This window comes from Undibacterium sp. TJN19 (genome assembly GCF_049339485.1).
GTDB lineage: Bacteria > Pseudomonadota > Gammaproteobacteria > Burkholderiales > Burkholderiaceae_D > Undibacterium.
In genome coordinates, this window is sequence record NZ_JBMPPL010000005.1 from 350,992 (window position 1) to 370,969 (window position 19,978).

Consider the following 19,978-nt stretch of genomic DNA (forward strand, 5'->3'; position numbering starts at 1 on the left):
AGAGACAAGCATAATGAATGTATTGATTTTTGGTGCCACCGGCATGGTTGGGCAAAGTGTCTTGCGCGAATGTCTGGCTGCCGCGGATGTCAGCCACATTACCGCCATAGGCCGCACGCCTGTGGCTGTGCATCATGCCAAACTCATCGATTTTCAACACGCGGATATGTGGAATTATGATGGCATTGATGCAGCGCTGATGCCGTTTGACGCCTGCTTCTTTTGTCTGGGTGTGTCCAGCGCAGGGATGAGTGAAGCGCAATACACGCACCTTACCTATGACATGACTATCGCTGCCGCCACGAAGCTGGCACAGCTTAACCCGCAAATGACGTTTATTTATGTGTCTGGTGCGGGAACAGACAGCAGCGAACAAGGCCGCAGCATGTGGGCACGCGTCAAAGGCAAGACTGAAAATGCCTTGCTGGCCCTGCCTTTCAAGGCTGCCTATATGTTTCGGCCGGGTGGCATCATGCCCATGCATGGTATACAGTCAAAAACACGCGCTTACCGTTTGCTGTATTCACTGACCAAGCCACTGCTGCCTTTGTTGCACAGGCTGTTCCCCGACCAGCTCACCACCAGTGAAAAGCTGGGGCTTGCCATGCTGGACGTTGCCAGACATGGCGCTCTCAGGCGGATACTGGAAAGTGCAGATATCAACAAGATTGGAACAAATCGCTAAGCAGGCCCATGTGCTATAGGTCAACAGCGCAATTACAACAGCACAGGTGCGTCGGGCAATTCATTTTTGTTTTCGGGGATGGCAGGCTCATCTGCGGGGAAATGTTTTTTCAGATGCTGGCCAATAGCCTGTATGCCTCTGATGACGCCATCTTCATATTGATCTTGCCTGAAGGCGCTTTCCATCATGCGGCAGATTTGTTCCCATTCATCGGATATCGATTTGGCGTGTATGCCGCGATCGGCAACAATTTCGACATCGCGGTCTGCCAGCAGCACATAGATCAAGACGCCATTATTGTGTTCAGTATCCCAGACACGTAATTGTGAGAAGACATCAAGGGCGCGCTCCCTGGCAGTTTGGCCTTTCAGTAGTGGCAGGCAGTCGAGCGCATTTTCGATAACGAAACGGATTTCACCCAGGTGATCGGTTTCACTGGCAGTAATAGCTTGTTCTATGGCCCGCAGGCTGGCTTTTGGAAAGCAGCGTGCCACTTGCCTATGGCTGCTCAGCATATGTCTGATGATGCGCTCGATATCAATCTTGTTCATGCTTACCACCGTCCCGATGCGCCGCCGCCACCAAAGCTGCCACCACCGCCACTAAAACCGCCGCCGATGTTACCACCGCCGCCAGAGCCGCCATAATACCCACCCAGGCCAGCGATGCCGCGCAGGCCAAGACTGCCACTCAGTAAAGTAAAAAATAAGGCCAACACACCCGCTACCAATGCCATGGAGATGGCACCGGCAAAAAACCAGGCAATGACACCAACCACACCACCAGTCACCAAAGCACCGGGTACACGTCCGAACAAACTACGCAGCACCCCGCCCACGACCAGTGCGGCCACAAACAGTATGGGGGCATATTGTTGAAAGCCGCTGGCGTCACTCGCCTGGTTTTGTGCCTTGGGTGGCAAGGGCTCACCATCGACCACCAGCATGATCTGGTCAGTGCCGGCCTTGATGCCTGCGTAAAATTTCTCTTGTTTGAAGTAAGGCGTGATGGTCTCGCTGATGATGCGCTTGCTGGTGGCATCATTGAGTGCGCCTTCGAGCCCATAGCCGACTTCTATGCGCAGTGCGCGGTCATTTTTTGCAACCAGCAGCAAGGCACCATCGTCGACATTTTTACGGCCCAGTTTCCATTTCTCGGCCACACGCAAGGCGTATTGCTCGATGGTTTCTGGCGCCGTGGTGGGTACGATCAGAACGGCAAGCTGAATGCCTTTTTTGGCTTCATAGGCACGCAGGCTTTGTTCCAGCGTGGCTTTTTGCTCATTGGTCAGTGTGGCTGCCAGGTCGGTTACGCGATCACCAATAGGCGGCACGGCAATTTGTGCCGATACCGTGGCAGTGAATGCCAGCGCGCATAGCATCAACCCTGCTCTCGCGATGTGCCATATCTTCATTTTGCACTGCCAGCGGCGTTGCTGGGCGGAGCGACTGGTGAAAAGTCCACCTTGGGTGGCCTGGCGATTTCTTTTTCATTTTCAACAGCAAAATTGGGCTTGACCTGATAACCGAACATCATGGCGGTCAGATTCGACGGGAAAGAACGCACCAGCACATTGTAGTCTTGCACCGACTTGATATAGCGGTTGCGTGCCACGGTGATGCGGTTTTCTGTACCTTCGAGTTGTGCCTGCAAATCACGGAAATTGGCGTCGGATTTCAATTGCGGGTAATTTTCCGTAACCACCAGCAAGCGCGACAAGGCGCCAGACAATTCACCCTGTGCCGCCTGGAATTTGGCAAAGGCTTCCGGGTTGTTCAGCACTTCCGGGGTCGCCTGTATGCTCCCCACCTTCGCACGGGCATTGGTGACACCCAGCAATACATCTTTCTCCTGGGCGGCGAAACCCTTGACGGTGTTGACCAGATTAGGCACCAGGTCAGCCCGGCGCTGATACTGGTTCAATACTTCTGACCAGCTGGATTTGACTTGCTCATCACCGCTTTGAAACGAGTTATAACCGCAACCCGAGATGCATAGCATTAACATTACTGATAACAACAGCCATAACTTGCGCATTACGTGCTCCAATTTGAGGTTGGCAGGAATCAGGCAGGTGAGAACTACATGGACACATCAATCTGGCATCTGATCATGGTCTTCATAGTCGCATTTTCAGTGGTGCTTATCTGTGCGCTGGCGAACCGTGCTCACGAACGCTTAGACTAGTGTGTAGCGTGTTTTGCCTGTTTGATATAAGTCAAGGATAAGCGCGAGGAAACCTTGCCCTGCCCGATTGCTTACGTACGCTCTATGAATTTTGCACATCAACGGTATTTTTGTTGTTTTTTTGTATTTACCGCTCACCATCATTACCTCTATACTCCTCAACACCGTTCTGACTACCATGAGGAAACTCAAGATGATTGCACGTCGCCAATTTGTACTTTCCCTCATGGCATTAGCCACTTCCCAGACATTTGCTGCTAACAAAAAAACACCCTCATTGCTGCGACCACCGCTGGCACGGGAAGAGGTAGTGAAGGATGTCTACTGGGGCAAGGAAGTGCTGGACCCGTATCGCTGGATGGAACAAAAGCCCGATACGGCAGAATTCATGGATTACCTGAAACAGCAAGGTGCGTTTGCACGCCAGGCACTAGATAAACTGCCTGGCCGCAAATCGCTGGAATCATCGCTGTCCCATTTCTCCGCGGCAACGACTGAATTGGCAGTAAGACAGGTCACCAGCAAGTACATCGTGTATGCAAAACGTGCGCCTGGGCAGCAGACTTTCTGGATTTATGCGCGCCCACATGGTGGCGGTGACGAACGTTTGCTGATCAACCCTGAAGTCAATGTGAAAGACGGCGCGCCGCGCCGTATCACCGGTGTATTGATGTCGCCAGACAGCCGTTATCTCGCCTACGGCATCGATAAAAGCGGTGATGAAATTCGTGAATTGCGTGTGTTGACGCTGGAAACCGGTGCAGATACCCTGGTTACCCAGTTAAACGGCATACCCAGCAGTTGGTTGCCAGATTCCAGCGGGTTTTTCTATACACGGCTGCGTGAAGACGCCGTTAAAGGTAAACAGGATTTCAATTTCGGTACTTCGGCCTGGTTGCACAAGATGGGCAATGAGGCAGGCAAAGACAGCCTTGCCTTGCGCTGGTCTGATGGCCCGGCCATGGGCCAGAGCGAACGTGAAATGCCGATGGTGCACACCTCGGATACCAGTGACTGGGCACTAGCTGCCATGTACAGCAATGGCGAATGGCCGGCCTATGGCATGGTGACGCCGGTCAGCACACTCGCACAGGGTTCAGGCCAGGTCAACTGGACGCAGGTATTTGCCAAGGAAGATATTGCCGTCACAGCGCTGATCCATGCTGATGATGTGTATGTCCTGGCCAAGGGCAAGTCTGAACGTGGCGAAGTGTTCAAGGTCAACATTAAAACACCAGGACAACGCAGCGTTGTCGTACCGCAGGGCGAGTATGTCATCGACAGCCTGAGCCTGGCAAAAGATGGCCTGTATATCCATGAGCTGCGCGGCCAGTTAGGTGCCTTGCGCCGCTATAGTTTTGCCACTGGCAAAGTCGAAGATGTGGCCCTGCCCTTGTCAGGTGCAGTCTGGGAAATTAAATCCTGTGTCAGTCTGGATGGTGCCTGGTTTGGCATGGACGACCTGACCATGCCAGCCGTCACGATGTATGCAGGTATTGACCTCAAGGCAGTGAATACGGGCCTGACACCCAAAGCGCCATTTGACACATCCAAATTTGTCACTACGCGCGTGAACGTTCAGGCGCGGGATGGTACTGCTGTACCGATAGAAATTTTGCATAAAACGACGACCAGGCGTGATGGTAAAAACCCGGTATTGATTGATGCCTACGGCTCTTACGGTATCGTGCTTGACCCCGGCTTCCAGGGTTCCAAACTGGCCTTCCTTGATCAGGGTGGTGTGATTGTCTACGCGCATGTGCGCGGTGGTGGTGAGAAAGGCGAAACATGGCATGTTGCCGGTCAAAAAGCCAACAAACCCAATACGTGGCGCGATGCGATTGATGTTGCTGAGGCGCTGATCCGTGACGGCTGGACAGCGCGCGGCAAAATAGCCCTGTGGGGCACGTCAGCCGGTGGCATCATGGTAGGCCGTGCCATTACCGAACGGCCAGACCTGTTTGCCGCAGCGATAGGCGAAGTCGGCATTTTCAATACCATGCGCTTTGAACTGACATCGAATGGCCCCGGCAATGACGAAGAGTTTGGCACCGTCAAGAAAGAGGATGAATGCCGCGCCCTGTTTGAAATGGACACCTTTCACCACGTACGCCCGGATCAGACCTACCCGGCAACCCTGTTGATCACCGGTGCCAACGATTTACGCGTGGAACCCTGGCAAATTGCCAAGCTGGCAGCACGCATGCAAAAGAATTATGATCCAAAGCACCCGGTATGGTTGAGGGTGGATTATGAAACAGGTCACTTTGCGACAACGCGCAAGAACGCTGTCGAGAAGAATGTCGATATTTTCTCTTTTGTTTTAAAACATACGCATGGGTGATAACAATGAACCAGGCGTAAAAAGCGCCAGAACCGCACCGCAAAGTTCATTTTATTCGTGAAAAGCGTATTCTTTTTCTGGCCTGGTTCGTCTGGCCGCTTGTTCTGGGATGAACACTGACGAACTGGTATTAGTGGGCTGGTTATTTTTGCTTACAAATAACTTTTTAATCAGGTAGGGCATGCGGTTTTTTTGAAAGTCACGATAATCGGCCAGTACCATATCGACCGATTCTGCCTGGGCAAGTAACTCATCTTCCACATGCGGAGAAATCCAGTCTTTACGCCATTGCATGTTAACGCCATGATCCAGGCTTAAGCTGGCAAGGACGGCTTCGTCGCCAGTCACTTCGCAGGCAAGGGCCTTGCTGAAATCTTCGGAATAGAATTTACGTAAAGTACCCAGGCCAAAGTCCACCAGATACTGTTCGTTGACGATACAGACTGCATGCCCTTCCCTTTGCCTTTCGTGGGCAAAGCCCTTGTATCCTAAATAAAACACGGTATTGCTTTGTTTGATTTCGGCATAACAGCCTTGCACCCTGGTGGCGTAACCCTTTTCTTTCAGGATGTCGGCGAGCACGGCTGACATCGCAAAGCAGCTACTTCCAAGGATTTTAAAAAAATCGAGTATTTCAAAATCATCTGCAATCTGCCTCAGGTCATGAGCCAGATTGATATTTTTGATTGCGTAGAGAAATTCGGTGTTCATGGAGGAGAGAATCGAAGGCGTGGACAAAGATCTCACACCTGGGAAAAGCTATTTAACAAAAGTTAACAATATAGAGAGTTCCATAGGAATTGAAGTGATAAAGAGTAAAGACTTGTAAGCAAATGTTTCTTAATGGCAATTCAATATGTAAGAATTAAATAATTTGCTTAAAAATCAACATCTTAATTTAGTTAAGTATCTAATTACCTAAGCATATTCAGTTAACACTGCAAAATGCTATGATGACTTGCTTGATTTAACTGGACTATCATGGAAAAAATTTTTGAAGCACTGGCATCAACACCACGCCGGAAAATTCTTGCCTACCTGTCAGAGGCAGAATTGTCTGCTGGCGAAATTGCGTCGCGCTTTGAAATGACGAAACCTTCGCTGTCCAAGCATCTGCGCATACTGGAATCAGCAGGCCTGATCATTGGCGATAAACGTGGACAGTTTGTTTTTTATCGCCTGCAGGGCGACAACCTGGCAAATACCCTTGCCACTTTCATGCAGGCGGTTTGCCCGGTATCGAAAGCCTTGAAGAAAGAAAGCAAAACCATTGCGGCTAAAAAAGCCGCAGAAAAATAGCGGCTTACCAGCTCTTGCGCGGCAGAAAATAATCTTTGCTCATACCTAGCGCAATCCAGCCCTCTGAATAGTCAGATGCTGCCATGGGGTGACCGAAATAATAGCCTTGTATGGCAGGGCAACCAAGTTCACGCAAGATGAGTGCCTGTTCACGGGTTTCTATGCCTTCAGCGGTAATTTCAAGATCCAGGCTCCTGGCCATTTGCAGGATGGCGCTGATAAGGCCGACATCACGTTCCGCACCCGGCAAGGAAACTACAAATGAACGGTCTATCTTAAGGCGGGAAACCGGCAGGTGCTTGAGCAAGGCAATCGAGGTATAGCCAGTGCCAAAATCATCGATGGCCACGCGTATACCCAGCTCGCGCATGGCCGTGACCATTTTGCGGCTTTGATGAAAATCCTGAAGCATGGCTTCGCTGATTTCTATTTCCAGCAAATGCGGACTGAGCTGATATTTGTTCAGCATGCTGGCGATCTGCGCCAGCATCTGCTCATTTTGAAATTGCTTGGGCGAGATATTGACGGCCATGAATAACTGATCCTGACCAACGCGGTGCCAGACACTGAGTTGTGCCAGCGCACGTTCCAAAACCCAGTTGCTGATGTTTTCTATCAAACCAATTTCTTCGGCAATGGGCAGGAACTGGCCAGGGTCCAGCAAACCCGATACCGGATGGTTCCAGCGCAGCAAGGCTTCAAAGCCAATCAAGCGGTAATCATGTAAATCAATGACAGGCTGAAAATACAATTCCAGCTCATCTTTTTCTATGGCACTCACCAGGCCGTGCTCTATGTTAAGCCGCGTCCTGACGTTTTCGTTGAGGTTTCCGGAGTAAGCGCAAATCTTGCCCTTGCCGTGCCGCTTGGCTTCATACATGGCGCTGTCAGCCGCATTGAGTAATTCACTGAGCGTATTACCATCACCAGGAAATTTGGCGACACCAATACTGGCACCGATAACGAACTGGTAATCTTCAATCACGATAGGTTCGCTGAAAGATTTCAGGATTTTTTCGGCAATCAGCAAGCCTTCTGCGGGTTGATGCAGGTTTGGCGCAATCACCACAAATTCATCGCCGCCCAGGCGTATCGCTTCATCATGACGACGTATTTGCTGGGCGATACGCATGGCCGCCTCCTGTATGACGCGGTCACCCACATGGTGGCCCATGGTGTCGTTGATGGTTTTGAACTCATCGAGGTCAACAAAGATCACGGCCACATGGCTATTGGTAGCACGTGCATGCTGGATTTCCTTTTCCAGTCGTTGTTCAAGCAAATAGCGGTTACCCAACCCTGTCAGCGGATCATGGTAAGCCAGGTGCACGAGTTGGTGTTCCGCTTCGCGGATAAAGCTGATATCGGAAATGGTATGCACATATTGGGTACTTGTACCGATATCATCGTGGATGATGCAGACGTGCTGAAGCGCGGGAAAGACACGGCCATCCTTGCACTGGCAAGCAGCTTCACCAGACCAGTAACCGCCTGTCATGGCGCTGATTTCTTCATAGGAGGGGTCATTGTCACGCCGCACCAGCAAAAATTCACTGGGGTAATGACCGAGGATGTCTTGTTCAGTATAGCCGGTCAGTCTGGTCAGCGCCGGGTTGACGGATCTGACCTTGCCAGCGCTGTCAAGTATCATGATACCTTCGGCGGCAGTACTGAACACGACGCTGGCCTGGCGCAAATTATCTTCTGTCAGTTTGCGTAGCGTGATATCGCGCAAAGCGCCAATCACGGTCTGCTGATTGAAGCCGGTCTGGTGCAGCTTGCCCACCATTTCCAGCCATGTATATTCGCCATTGTCCCGGCATGCCCGAAAACTGCAATTGAATATGTCTGTTTGCTTCAAGGCTTTTTCTACAAGCGCTCTGTCATCTGGATGGATACGTCCCAGCATGGCATGCAAACTGGCCTGAAAGGGGCTTGATGCACTGCCCCACATGCGATGAAAGCGCTGGTCTCCCTTGACGCTGTCAAGTTGCGATTCCCATTCCCAGATGCCAAGATCAGCTGCTTCCAGCACGATGGAAAGGCGCTCTTCTGATTTTGCCAGTGAAGTTTCTGCATCATGGCGTGAACGCGCAACCTGAATGACGGCGGATAATTCCTTGGCGCCAAAAGGCTTCATGACATAACCAAAGGGCTTACTGGCAGCAGCCCTCAAAACGGTCTGATCATCCGCATAGGCGGTCAGGAAAATCACTGGTAATTTCCAGCGTTGGTAAATTTCCTGGCAGGCATCAATACCGTCTTCTTTCCCGTCAAGATGAATATCCATCAGCACCAGGGTTGGCGTCAACTGCTGCACGGCAGCGATGGCCTTGCTGAAATTGGATCGAATGCCGCATACCGCATGCCCCATTTCTTCCAGCGTCTGCTGCAAGTCGAGTGCCACGACCGGCTCATCTTCGACGATGAGGATGTGTTCAGCTTGCATAAGCTGCCTCCTTCTTTTTCGGGCTTAACATGATGGTAAAGCAGGTGCCGGCAGTGGATGATACCGTCTGCAATTCACCATGCAGTTGCGCCACAAACATGGGTATCAATTTCGTCCCCAGACCAGTTGCCATGTTCCAGCTAAAGTCCGGCGGCAAGCCACAGCCATTGTCAGCGACCTGCAATTGCAGTTGATCAGCAAAATCATTGAGCTGCAGTGTAACTTCACCATTTCTTCCGCCAGGAAAAGCATGCTTGATGGCGTTGAGTATCAGTTCGTTGATGACCAGCCCCAGCGGTATCATGCGATGCGCGCTCAGGCTGAATTTTTTACCATTCCCGGAAAATTGCAGTTTGATACCCAGCTTTTGGGTGTCATGGCTGGCCGCAGTCAGGGCAATCAGTTTGTGAATGAATTCAGAAAGCTCGATTTCTGACATATTTTCTGCGTCATACAGTAACTGATGCACCAGTGCCATTGCCCTGATACGTCCCTGGCTTTCTGCCAGCACCTTTGCCACATCTGTACTGGCCTGGCGCGCCTGCAAACTCAACAGGCTGGAAACGATTTGCAGGTTATTTTTTACGCGATGATGTACCTCATGCAGCAAGGCCGTTTTTTCTTCCAGTGCGCGCTCAAGTGCTTCCAGTTGTCTTTTCTTGGCGCTGATATCGCGCGCCAGTTTGCAGGCACCAATCACCTTGCCGCTGCGGTCCAGCAAAGGGGAAATGGTGATGGAGACATCAACGGCATACCCGTCTTTATGTATGCGCACAGCCTCAAAAGGTGCCAGCCTTTCACCTTGAGCGATACGTTTTAATATCTGCTGTTCTTCATCAAGCTGTGACGGCGGGAACAGGAAGGTGATCGATTGCCCCAGCGCTTCTTCTTCGCTATATCCCAGCAGGCGCTGGGCAGCCGGGTTCCATCCAGTGACGATGCCATCCAGTGATTTGGTAATGATGGCGTCATCCGATGATTCTATGACTGAGCGATAGCGCTCTTCTGACTGATGTAGCGCCGCTTCACTTTCATGGCGTTTATTGATGTCGATGCCGGAAGGTATCAGATGGGTGATGTTGCCGGATTCATCCAGTAGCGGGGCCAGCATGAAATCCACCCACATGCGGCTGTCGTCAATCATTTTGGAATGGAGGTCAAAGCGCAGGGTTTCGCCCAGGCGGCAACGTTCTATGGATTCCTTGATACGCGCCTGCAAATGCAGGTCGTGTTCCCACCAATAACACTCCCACAGTTTCTTGCCCTGCACATCTTCCATGGAAATGCCGGCTGCCTGTAATGGCGCACGGTTACACATCAGCAAGGTACCGTCGAGTTCGAGGACGCCGACAAAGGCAAATAAATTATCCAACACCTGTAACAGGCGTTGTTTGCTCTCTTCAGCCACCTGCGCGGCAAATGCGTCGACAGAAGCATCCTGTATCAGCGCCAGTAGGCCACAGACCTGACCATCATCACCGCGCCAAGGATAATACGAAGCCAGCCGGTGCAAATATTTTCCATCTTTATCAGGCGCGCTGGCACGGATTTCCTGGCGCAATAAAGGTGTCCCCTCTTGAAGGACAAAGCGCAATTTTGGCTCTACCACATCTGCCACATGCGGCAGATACTCGCGTACATGGCGACCCAGCAGGTCTTGCACCGCGAGGCCATTCAGTTCGGCATGACGCCGGTTGATGTAGCGCAGGCGCAAGTCTAGATCAAGCACAGCCACGCCCAAAGGCATGGCGTCTGTCATGAGCAAAAATAATTGCTCGGTTTCCCTCACTTCAAGACCGTGCATGGCGCAACGCTCCGGACAAAAATTATTTTATATACAATACATTAAAATCTTGAAATTAAAACAATTTTTTTCAAACGATCTGACTTTTTTTACAGCTTATGTCACATATTTTCTCTTATCATTCGAAATTTATTTCCATAAAAGCAACTATTAATATCAAGAACTGTCAATGAATATCTATTTTGGCGCTAGCCAAAAAAATACACCAGCAATATTAAGGCCCTTCCTTTCATAATCCCCCGATTGGATTGCTACAGCCCCTCAAATTACCGAATCAATTTTCACAAATGAAAAAACCTTGAGAAGCAGCCTGACTTGCCAGCCGCTTTCAGTGCGTGTAACTTGGCGACTTTCTTGTTGCACGCGACCGCCATGCATCATCCCGACCACTTCACCAATACCTTTTATCAGTCCACTGCACCGTCTGCGGCTGGCAGTGCCTTGCAAGAAAATCTTGAATGCGAAGTCTGTATTATCGGTGCTGGTTTTGCCGGGCTGGCAACTGCGCTCGGCTTGCTGGAGCGTGGCGTCAGCAATATCGTCTTGTTGGAGGCAGAACAGGCGGGGCACGGTGCATCTGGACGTAATGGCGGCTTTGTGTTTGGCGGCTTCAGCCTGGACAATGGCGAGCTGCTCAAACAGCTTGGCCGTGCGCCTGCGCGCCACCTCTACCAGTTGACACTGGATGCGGTCAGCCTGATACGCCAGCGCATCGTGCGGTACCAGATGGATTGCGATGTCAATGACAGCGGTGTCTTGCTGGCTAACTGGTTTGATGATGAACGCAGGCTGATGCAACAGCGCGATTTCATGCTGCGCGAATTCAATGTTGACTGGGCACCGTGGTCACGTGAGCAAACCCGCGCTGCTCTGCATACCGAGCGTTATTCCGGTGCGCTGCATGAAAAGAATGCCTTTCATTTTCATCCCCTGAAATATGTACATGGCCTGGTCAATGTGCTGACAGCACAAGGTGTACGCATGTTTGAACAAAGTCGTGTGATTGCCATGAAAACAGACCTTGCAGAAAAACTGGTACGCACTGCGCAAGGTACCGTACGCGCGAAACACGTAGTAGTTTGCTGTGGTGGCTATATCGATAAGTTGTACCCGCAACTGGCGCGTTCTGTCCTGCCGATTGCCACTTATGTCATGGCAACAGAAAAACTGGGAGAGCGTTTGCAAACTGCCATGCAAACCCGCGCCGCCGTGTATGACACCCGCTTTGCCTTTGATTATTACCGCCCGCTGGCCGACAGCCGTTTGCTGTGGGGTGGCCGCATCGCCATCCGCGAACGGGCTCCGCGGGAAGTTGCCCGCCTGCTGCAGGGCGATATGCTGAAAGTGTACCCGCAACTGGCAGGCACCCAGGTCGAATTCGCCTGGAGTGGCATCATGAGTTATGCACGCCATAAAATGCCACAGATAGGCTGCCTGCCAAATGGGGTCTGGTATGCAATGGGTTTTGGCGGCCACGGTGTGGCCCCCACGACCCTGGCTGGCGAAGTCGTGGCGCAGGCGATTGCAGAAGGCAGGCAATTGCCGTCAGGACTGCAAAATTATGATTTGCGCTATGGCTTTGGCAAGCTGGGCCTGGCGGCAGCACAGTGCGCTTACTGGTACTACGAATTAAGGGACTTCCTGCGTGAATAAACACTACATGTCCTGATACGCATGTTACGGTAAGATTACGCCATGGAGATTAATTTATGAATGGCCATCTTGTCGTCGCCCTCGCCTATGACCAGCTATGCACGTTTGAATTTGGCTGTACGGTGGAATTATTTGCCCTTAACCGCCCTGAACTGGGGGTGGACTGGTATCAGTTTGCGGTCTGCGCTGCCGAGCCTGGCAAATTAAGGGCGGCTGGCGGCATCAGCTTTGAAGCGCCGTATGAGCTTGCCATGCTGGACCTTGCTGACACCATCATCATCCCGGGCTGGCGCGATGCCGACGAAACGCCACCTGAAGCATTGCTGGAAAAAATTCGTGCTGCCTATCTGCGTGGTGCGCGCATTTGTACGATTTGCTCTGGGGTATTTGTACTTGCCGCTACCGGCATGCTCGACGGCAAGACGGTCACGACGCACTGGCGTTATGCTGAAAAATTATCCAGACGGTATCCGCATGTGCTGGTACAGGCCAATGCCCTGTATGTGGACCAGGGGCAGATATTGACATCGGCAGGTTCTGCCGCCGGGCTGGACATGCTGCTGCATCTGGTGCGCAAGGATTATGGTGCCAAAATTGCCAACCTGGTTGCGCAAAGACTGGTCGTGCCACCTCACCGCGAAGGCGGACAGGCGCAGTTTGTATCACGCCCCATGCCCAGCGATGAACATGCACGCCTGGCGAAACTGATGGACTGGGTAAGGAGCAACCCTGCCCTGCCCCACAACCTGGCCAGCATGGCAGAAAAAGCCGCCATGAGCACGCGCACCCTGCAACGCCATTTCAGGGAATCTACCGGGCTTGCCCCGGGCGAATGGCTGATACGCGAACGTGTCGCCATCGCCAAAGAACTGCTGGAATCACCCAACACCAGCCTGCCCCAGATTGCTGAACTGGCAGGTTTTGGATCAGAAGAATCGCTGCGCCGGCATTTCCGCCGCATTGTGGCAAACAGCCCCAGCAGTTATCGCAAGCAGTTTGCGGGGTCACAAACGGCGACAGAAATGGCATAAATATAAAAAAAGGCTGTACGCAAAACGTACAGCCTTGTCAAACGCGCTGCAAACCTGTGTTCATTCGTTCTTCATGCCAAACCATGCGCCATGGGCAGGCAATGTGACTGTGGTGTCACTGACCTGCCCTGGCAAGCCCACGGCCTCAAGCTGATGCGTGCCTGCCAGCTCTGGCCAGGTGAAACTGATGGCCTGTTCACCCAGATTGAAGGCCGCGAACATAGCCGGACTATCAGCATGATCACGCCGGATGGCTAATGCCGGCTCAGGCGCATCAAAGAACTGTATGTCACCCCTGCTCAACTGCGGATACTGTTTGCGCCAGGCCAAAATGTGACGCGCATAATTCAATACTGAAGCGGCGTCATTATCTTGCACGGAAACGGCATGGGCAATATGCGCTGGTGCGACCGGCAACCAGGGCTTGCCAGTGGTGAAACCGGCATGTGGCTGATCGACATTCCAGGGTATAGGCGTGCGACAGCCATCGCGGCCCTTGAACTCCGGCCAGAAGGTGATGCCATAGGGGTCTTGCAAGTCTTCAAAGGCGACCTCGGCTTCGGTCAGTGCCAGTTCGTCACCCTGATACAGGCAAGGTGTTCCTTTCAATGCCATCTGCATGGCCAGCAGCATTTTGGCAAATTGCGGTGTCGCCTGTTTGCCACCCCAGCGTGTCATGACGCGTACAGAATCATGGTTGCCTACCGACCAAGATACCCAGCCACCTTTGACACGTGCTTCAAAATCTTCGACTTGTTGACGTATATACGCCGCAGAATACGATGAAGTCAGCAAGTTGAAGCTGTAAGCCATATGCAGCTTGTTGCCATCAGCGGTGTATTCTGCCATCACGCCCAGTGAATCATCTGCACCTACTTCGCCTATCGCGATAGCGCCAAATTCATTGAGCAGGCTGCGGACTTTTTCGAGGAAGACCAGGTTTTCAGGCTGGGTCTTGTCATGGATATGTGCCTGCATGCCGTAAGGATTATTGTCTTGCACCGTCTTGTTATCGCGTACCAGGCTGACCGGGTTATCGCGCAAGGTCTGGTCATGGAAATGAAAATTGCAGGCATCCAGGCGGAAACCATCCACACCGCGCGCCAGCCAGAAACGCATATTGTCGAGATGCGCCTGTTGCACTTCAGGATGATGAAAATTCAGGTCAGGTTGGCTGACCAGAAAATTATGCATGTAGTATTGGCGACGTCGTGCATCCCATTGCCAGGCTGAGCCACCAAAAACAGACAGCCAGTTATTCGGCGGTGAACCATCAGGTTTGGGATTGGCCCATACATACCAGTCTGCTTTGGGATTGTCGCGGCTCTGGCGGCTTTCGACAAACCACGGATGTACATCGGCACAATGCGACAAGACCTGGTCTATCATGATCTTCAAGCCCAGCGCATGCGCGCGCTTGAGCAATTGATCAAAATCAGCCAGGGTGCCAAAAATGGAATCGACATTGCAATAATCTGCCACGTCATACCCAAAGTCTTTCATCGGTGACGTGAAGAAAGGTGAAATCCAGACGATGTCCACACCCAGGCTGGCGATGTAATCCAGTTTGGCAGTAATACCTGGCAGATCACCGATGCCATCGCCATTGCTGTCATAAAAACTGCGCGGGTAGACCTGGTAAATCACGGCATCACGCCACCAGTCGTTTGCTTGCCCCGTCAAAGAATTATTCATGATTTATATTTTTGTTTTGAATGCGAAATCAAGACCAGTAGAGTGAATGAGTGAATGACTTTGCATTCAGTTATTGGCAATGTCTGATGCGGACAGCCGCTCATTCAAGATAGCAGAAACGCCCAGAAATGCTGGATACTCTGCTGTAATCAGGAACGTCGGAATCTGCGCCAGATAATCGGCAAATCGTCCTTTCGCTTCAAAGCGCTGGCGGAATGCCGATCTGGCAAAAAACTCCCCCAGCCTTGGCACGATACCACCACCGATATACACACCACCAGTGGCACCCAAAGTCATTGCCAGGTTGCCAGCGATGGTACCCAGCATGGCACAGAAACAGGCGACAGTGCGGGCGCAAATTTCACAACTGCCATCCAGCGCACGCCGGGTAATATCGGCAGCATTCATTTCTTCAGTTTCATGTGCATCGCTTAACTGAGACAGGGCACGGTACATGATTTCCAAACCCATGCCCGATATCAGACGCTCCGCAGAAACATGCGGATAGGTTTTCCAGGCTTGGCGCAGGATGGCGATTTCAGTTTCATCATTCGGTGAAAATGAGACGTGCCCGCCTTCACTGCACAAGGGCACCCAATGTTGTCCAGCCGGGATGATGCCTGACACCCCCAGGCCAGTACCCGGCCCTATCAAGCCTATCGTGCGATGCGGCTGTGCTGTGCCGCCGCCAATTTGTATGCGCTCATGCGGCGCCAGATGCGGCAAGGCCATGGCCAGTGCAGTAAAGTCGTTTACCACGACCAGGTTTTTAAAGCCGCAACCCTGGCGCAATGCTTCAATTGAAAAAGTCCAGTGGTGGTTGGTCATGCGTACCACATCACCATCAATCGGATTGGCGATGGCAATGGCAGCCTGCCGGACAGGAGACTGGCAAACAGCCTGCACTTCCGGACTGGCAAGGTAAGCCGTGATAGCAGCCTGCAAATCAGGATAGGCATTGCAGGCCAGCACCATAATGGCTTCGAATTGGTGACTATGCGTCTCTAATGCGAAGCGCGCATTGGTACCGCCGATATCTGCCAGCAAACGCGGCCCTGCATTGCCGGGGATTTTTGGATTTTTGGTCAACATCTCACCATTCATATTTTTACGACTGAGTCATGCTCCAGCACTTCAAAATAGCCAGATCAGGATTTATGTAACAATACTACATATTTCAATGGATGATGTCTAACAATTTTACAGTTATTGGGTTAAAATTTGAAAAAACCTTGGCTAAAGCCACAATAAACCAGCTAAAACATCGTTCAAACAATATTTTATTTATGTAGTCAAACTACTTTTATTGTGATTTACAGACAATTTACATCATTGAACCCGTACTTTGTTTTACTTAGGGAGACTCTTTTGCTAGTCCGGCAATTGTTACCGCGATCATTGATGTTAGCCAAAGTCAGGTCTGGAAAGACTACCGCGAAGCGCTTCGGACATTTGCCGCTGATGCTGGCGATGATAATTTACGGTCTTGGCAATCTGACCCAGGCAGCAGAAAACAGAAGTACATCGGTACAAAGTAGCGCTGCACTTGCCGCTTGCAATGGCAGCGATTTTCAAACTTCGCTGATCGCAAGCCAGATGACGGGTACGGATGCACGGGCTTACTGGCTATCGGCGCGCTTGATACGCTGGCCAGGCCTGGCGGCGACAGCCAGGGTCAGCTTGTATAGCTCAAGCAACGGCCAGTTGCAGCTAAGCAAAGGTAAAAAAGTTGAAGCTGCCGACACGGCATTCCGATTGAAAGAAGAGACGGCAGCACCAGACGCTACACTGGCAGAACGTTTTTCTTTTGCCGGTACCGGCCCTACCTACAGGCTAGATCAGCTCAGCCACAAACAGTTGCAGGCATTATTGCGTCATCAGTTGTTAATCGTTGCTGAAGATGATAACGGCAATGTCATTGATTTCACCGGACTGCAAATTGCCGGTACATTGGATGACATCTACCGGGCAGCAGCCCACTTTGAACAATTTGGTGTCCGCATTGCAAAAAACCTCAGCAAGCATCAAACTGCGTTCAACCTGTGGGCGCCAACAGCGCAGCAAGTTTCTATTTGTATTTATCCAGATGGCAAGAGCCAGGCAGACGCTGTTTTGCCCATGCAATTTGATGACAACACCGGGATCTGGCATGGCAGCAGCCCGAAATTGCTGACGGCGCAGTACTATACATATCTAGCAGATGTCTACGTGCCAGGTAAGGGCTTGATACGCAACCGCGTTACTGATCCGTACTCGATCAGCCTGACGACTGATTCCAGGCGCAGCTATATCGCTGACCTGACAGCGGCGGCATTGAAACCTGCTGGCTGGGACAGGCAGACAATCACGGACAAAGTCAAGAATCAGACCGATATGCAAGTCTATGAATTGCATGTGCGCGATTTTTCCATCAACGATCACAGTGTCAGGCCAGCGTTTCGCGGCAAATTTTTAGCCTTTACTGAAGCCAAGTCGAATGGCATGCGTCACTTGCAGGCACTGAGCAAGGCGGGTCTGACGGATATCCATCTGTTGCCTGTATTCGACTTTGCCACAGTGCCGGAAGCCGGTTGCCAAACACCAGCCATTCAGGGAGCGGCAGATGGCGCAGATCAGCAAAAAATGGTGATGCAATATGCCAATGTGGATTGCTACAATTGGGGCTACGAACCTTTTCATTACAGTGCGCCCGAAGGCAGTTATGCGACCGATGCCAGCGATGGGGCCAGCCGTATTCTGGAGTTCAGAAAAATGGTCATGGCCTTGCACGGCACTGGTCTGCGCGTAGGTATGGACGTGGTGTATAACCATACCGCTGGTGCCGGGCAAACACCTTATGCGGTACTTGACCGTATTGTTCCCGGTTATTATCAGCGGCTCAATAACGCGGGTCAGATTGAACGTTCCACCTGTTGCGACAACACCGCCACAGAAAACCGGATGATGGCCAAACTGATGAGCGATTCTGTCTTGCTGTGGGCCAGGCATTACAAGATTGATTCTTTCCGGTTCGACCTGATGGGGCATCAGCCCAGGCAGGTGATGGAAGATATCCGGGCACGACTGAAGACTGAAACCGGCCATGACATTCAGTTGATTGGTGAAGGCTGGAATTTTGGCGAAGTGGCAAATAATGCGCGTTTTGTGCAGGCATCACAATTATCATTAAATGGCAGCCATATCGCCAGTTTCAGTGATCGTGCAAGGGATGCGCTGCGTGGCGGTGGACATGGTGACAGCGGTAATGGCATCGTAAAAAACCAGGGCTATATCAACGGCCTGATCTATGCACCGAATGCACTGGCAGATAAAAACAAAAACCCCGTAGAGCTATTACGCACCACCGACATGGTCAGGGTAGGCCTGGCCGGTTCACTACGCGATTACAAGATGCTGACCTGGACGGGTCAGCAAAAACGATTGGAGGAAATGGATTATGCTGGTCAGCCGGCAGGCTACGTCAGTCAGCCAGATGAAGTTGTCAACTATGTAGAAAATCACGATAACCAGACGCTGTTTGACATCAATGCCTATCGCCTGCCTGCCGACACCAGCCGCGAAGACCGCGCCCGTGTGCAAGGTCTGGCCTTGGCCACTACGGCCTTTAGCCAGGGTATTGCGTATTACCATGCTGGTGTCGATATTTTGCGTTCCAAATCCATGGATGGGAACAGTTTTAATTCTGGCGACTGGTTCAATCGTCTGGACTGGACTTACCAGGATAATTATTTTGCGACAGGCTTGCCACCAGAAAAAGACAACGGGCGATTTTATCCCTATATCACGCCATTGCTCGCCAACCCGGACATCAAGCCCAGCCCGCAAGATATTGCATTCACACGCGACCTGTTTCGCGATCTGCTGCAAATAAGAGCAAGCTCCAGCCTGTTCCGCCTGACAACTGCGCACGAGGTGAGCCAGCGCCTGCATTTCTACAATACAGGTGCATCGCAAAACCCGCTGATTATTGCTGCGCACCTCAATGGTGACAAATTACCAGGTGCGGCGTTTCAAAATCTGATGTATTTCATCAATATCAGCCCGCACATACAAGAACTGCGAGTTAGCGCACAGAGCCGGCATCAATACATGCTGCATCCTGTGCACATGCAGGCTCAAGCTGCAGATAAAAGAATAGCAGCACAGGCTCGCTATGAAAGCGTAAATGGTCAGTTTGTGATACCGGCGCGAAGTGCGGTGGTATTTGTTGAAAAGTTGATGAAATCAGATGCTGCGCGCTAATAGTGCGTGCTGGCCTGGTTCGAATATTGCTAAAGCAGGAGACGCAGGCGCTTTGCCATTTAAAAACTGCCTGAGTTATCGAGGTTGACCATATTTATATGCTCATACAGGTTAACACGGATGAATGATAAAGAAGGCTCGGGCGCATGCGTATTATCGCGATGGCAAAGTGGTTCTTGGCATAGGCGAAAAAAAATAAAGTGCATGGTACTGGCTGGCCTGGAAGTCTTGTGTTTGCAGTAAGAACTTCGAGTCAACTCAAGCCATCTTCGAGCCAGCTATAAGCTTGAAACATGCACGAAGTGCGTGTAAACAGGTATTTAAGTGATGATTTTTTCAAAGACTGAGTAAAAGTTGGAGGTGATCGCAAAAATATGAAAAGTTTTCAGCAAAGAAGCATAAATTTTTCACCAACAGCGGTTATTATTACCGCCTTCATATTCTAAGAACGAGGAGACAGCCGGAATGGATTTTTCAAATCGCCAGCAAGAGCCGGGCAAGAAGTTTGTCGGTTTAGGGCTGGTCATATTATTTCACGTGCTGGTGGTATGGGCACTGGTATCTGGACTAGCGCGCAAGGCCATGGAAG

At 51.3% G+C, this 19,978-nt stretch carries 14 protein-coding genes; 6 read left to right on the forward strand and 8 right to left on the reverse strand.

Going from position 1 to position 19,978, the window contains the following annotated elements; genetic code table 11:
* Positions 1-13: 13 nt before the first annotated feature.
* Entirely contained in the window at positions 14-685 is a 672-nt protein-coding gene (locus ACO0LH_RS16670; RefSeq protein WP_422942237.1) for an NAD(P)H-binding protein, read from the forward strand.
* Between the two features lie 32 nt (positions 686-717).
* Here the strand turns inward: ACO0LH_RS16670 and ACO0LH_RS16675 are convergent, their stop codons facing one another.
* From ACO0LH_RS16675 to ACO0LH_RS16685, 3 genes are read right to left on the reverse strand one after another with little or no spacing between them, the layout of a single operon-like run.
* Positions 718-1,236 (reverse strand): TPM domain-containing protein, encoded by a 519-nt coding sequence (locus ACO0LH_RS16675; protein ID WP_422942238.1) that lies wholly within the window; start codon positions 1,234-1,236, stop codon positions 718-720.
* A gap of 2 nt (positions 1,237-1,238) precedes the next feature.
* Positions 1,239-2,099 (reverse strand): TPM domain-containing protein, encoded by an 861-nt coding sequence (locus ACO0LH_RS16680; RefSeq protein WP_422942239.1) that lies wholly within the window; start codon positions 2,097-2,099, stop codon positions 1,239-1,241.
* Entirely contained in the window at positions 2,096-2,722 is a 627-nt protein-coding gene (locus ACO0LH_RS16685; RefSeq protein WP_422942240.1) for a LemA family protein, read from the reverse strand. Before ACO0LH_RS16685 ends, ACO0LH_RS16680 begins: the two co-directional genes overlap by 4 nt.
* A gap of 328 nt (positions 2,723-3,050) precedes the next feature.
* On the opposite strand from ACO0LH_RS16685, the gene ACO0LH_RS16690 reads away from it, so the two are divergent.
* Entirely contained in the window at positions 3,051-5,216 is a 2,166-nt protein-coding gene (locus tag ACO0LH_RS16690; RefSeq protein WP_422942241.1) for a prolyl oligopeptidase family serine peptidase, read from the forward strand.
* 51 nt (positions 5,217-5,267) lie between these two features.
* On the opposite strand, the gene ACO0LH_RS16695 is transcribed toward ACO0LH_RS16690, so the two are convergent.
* Entirely contained in the window at positions 5,268-5,927 is a 660-nt protein-coding gene (locus tag ACO0LH_RS16695) for a hypothetical protein (protein ID WP_422942242.1), read from the reverse strand.
* A gap of 270 nt (positions 5,928-6,197) precedes the next feature.
* Here ACO0LH_RS16695 and ACO0LH_RS16700 point away from each other — a divergent pair, with 270 nt between their 5' ends.
* Positions 6,198-6,515, forward strand: a complete 318-nt coding sequence (locus tag ACO0LH_RS16700; RefSeq protein WP_422942243.1) for a metalloregulator ArsR/SmtB family transcription factor — start codon at positions 6,198-6,200, stop codon at positions 6,513-6,515.
* Positions 6,516-6,519: 4 nt separating this feature from the next.
* On the opposite strand, the gene ACO0LH_RS16705 is transcribed toward ACO0LH_RS16700, so the two are convergent.
* Positions 6,520-8,964: a two-component system response regulator gene (locus ACO0LH_RS16705; RefSeq protein WP_422942244.1), complete on the reverse strand. Its 2,445-nt coding sequence runs from the start codon at positions 8,962-8,964 to the stop codon at positions 6,520-6,522.
* On the reverse strand, positions 8,954-10,768 hold the full coding sequence (locus ACO0LH_RS16710; RefSeq protein ID WP_422942245.1) for a PAS domain S-box protein: 1,815 nt from the start codon (positions 10,766-10,768) through the stop codon (positions 8,954-8,956). Before ACO0LH_RS16710 ends, ACO0LH_RS16705 begins: the two co-directional genes overlap by 11 nt.
* Positions 10,769-11,140: 372 nt before the next feature.
* Between ACO0LH_RS16710 and ACO0LH_RS16715 the strand changes: the two genes are divergently transcribed.
* Together ACO0LH_RS16715 and ftrA are read left to right on the forward strand one after the other, a co-directional pair.
* The gene (locus ACO0LH_RS16715; protein WP_422942261.1) at positions 11,141-12,421 is read left to right on the forward strand and encodes an NAD(P)/FAD-dependent oxidoreductase; all 1,281 of its coding nucleotides are present in this window, start codon (positions 11,141-11,143) and stop codon (positions 12,419-12,421) included.
* 56 nt (positions 12,422-12,477) lie between these two features.
* Positions 12,478-13,452, forward strand: a complete 975-nt coding sequence (gene ftrA, locus ACO0LH_RS16720) for a transcriptional regulator FtrA (protein ID WP_422942246.1) — start codon at positions 12,478-12,480, stop codon at positions 13,450-13,452.
* A gap of 60 nt (positions 13,453-13,512) precedes the next feature.
* On the opposite strand, the gene ACO0LH_RS16725 is transcribed toward ftrA, so the two are convergent.
* Together ACO0LH_RS16725 and ACO0LH_RS16730 are read right to left on the reverse strand one after the other, a co-directional pair.
* Complete coding sequence (locus tag ACO0LH_RS16725; protein WP_422942247.1) at positions 13,513-15,147, reverse strand: alpha-amylase family glycosyl hydrolase; 1,635 nt, start codon at positions 15,145-15,147, stop codon at positions 13,513-13,515.
* 66 nt (positions 15,148-15,213) lie between these two features.
* The gene (locus tag ACO0LH_RS16730; protein WP_422942248.1) at positions 15,214-16,239 is read right to left on the reverse strand and encodes a glucokinase; all 1,026 of its coding nucleotides are present in this window, start codon (positions 16,237-16,239) and stop codon (positions 15,214-15,216) included.
* 309 nt (positions 16,240-16,548) lie between these two features.
* On the opposite strand from ACO0LH_RS16730, the gene ACO0LH_RS16735 reads away from it, so the two are divergent.
* Positions 16,549-19,389 carry an alpha-1,6-glucosidase domain-containing protein gene (locus ACO0LH_RS16735; RefSeq protein ID WP_422942249.1) on the forward strand — a complete coding sequence of 947 codons (2,841 nt, stop codon included), beginning with the start codon at positions 16,549-16,551 and terminating at the stop codon, positions 19,387-19,389.
* Positions 19,390-19,978 lie beyond the last annotated feature (589 nt).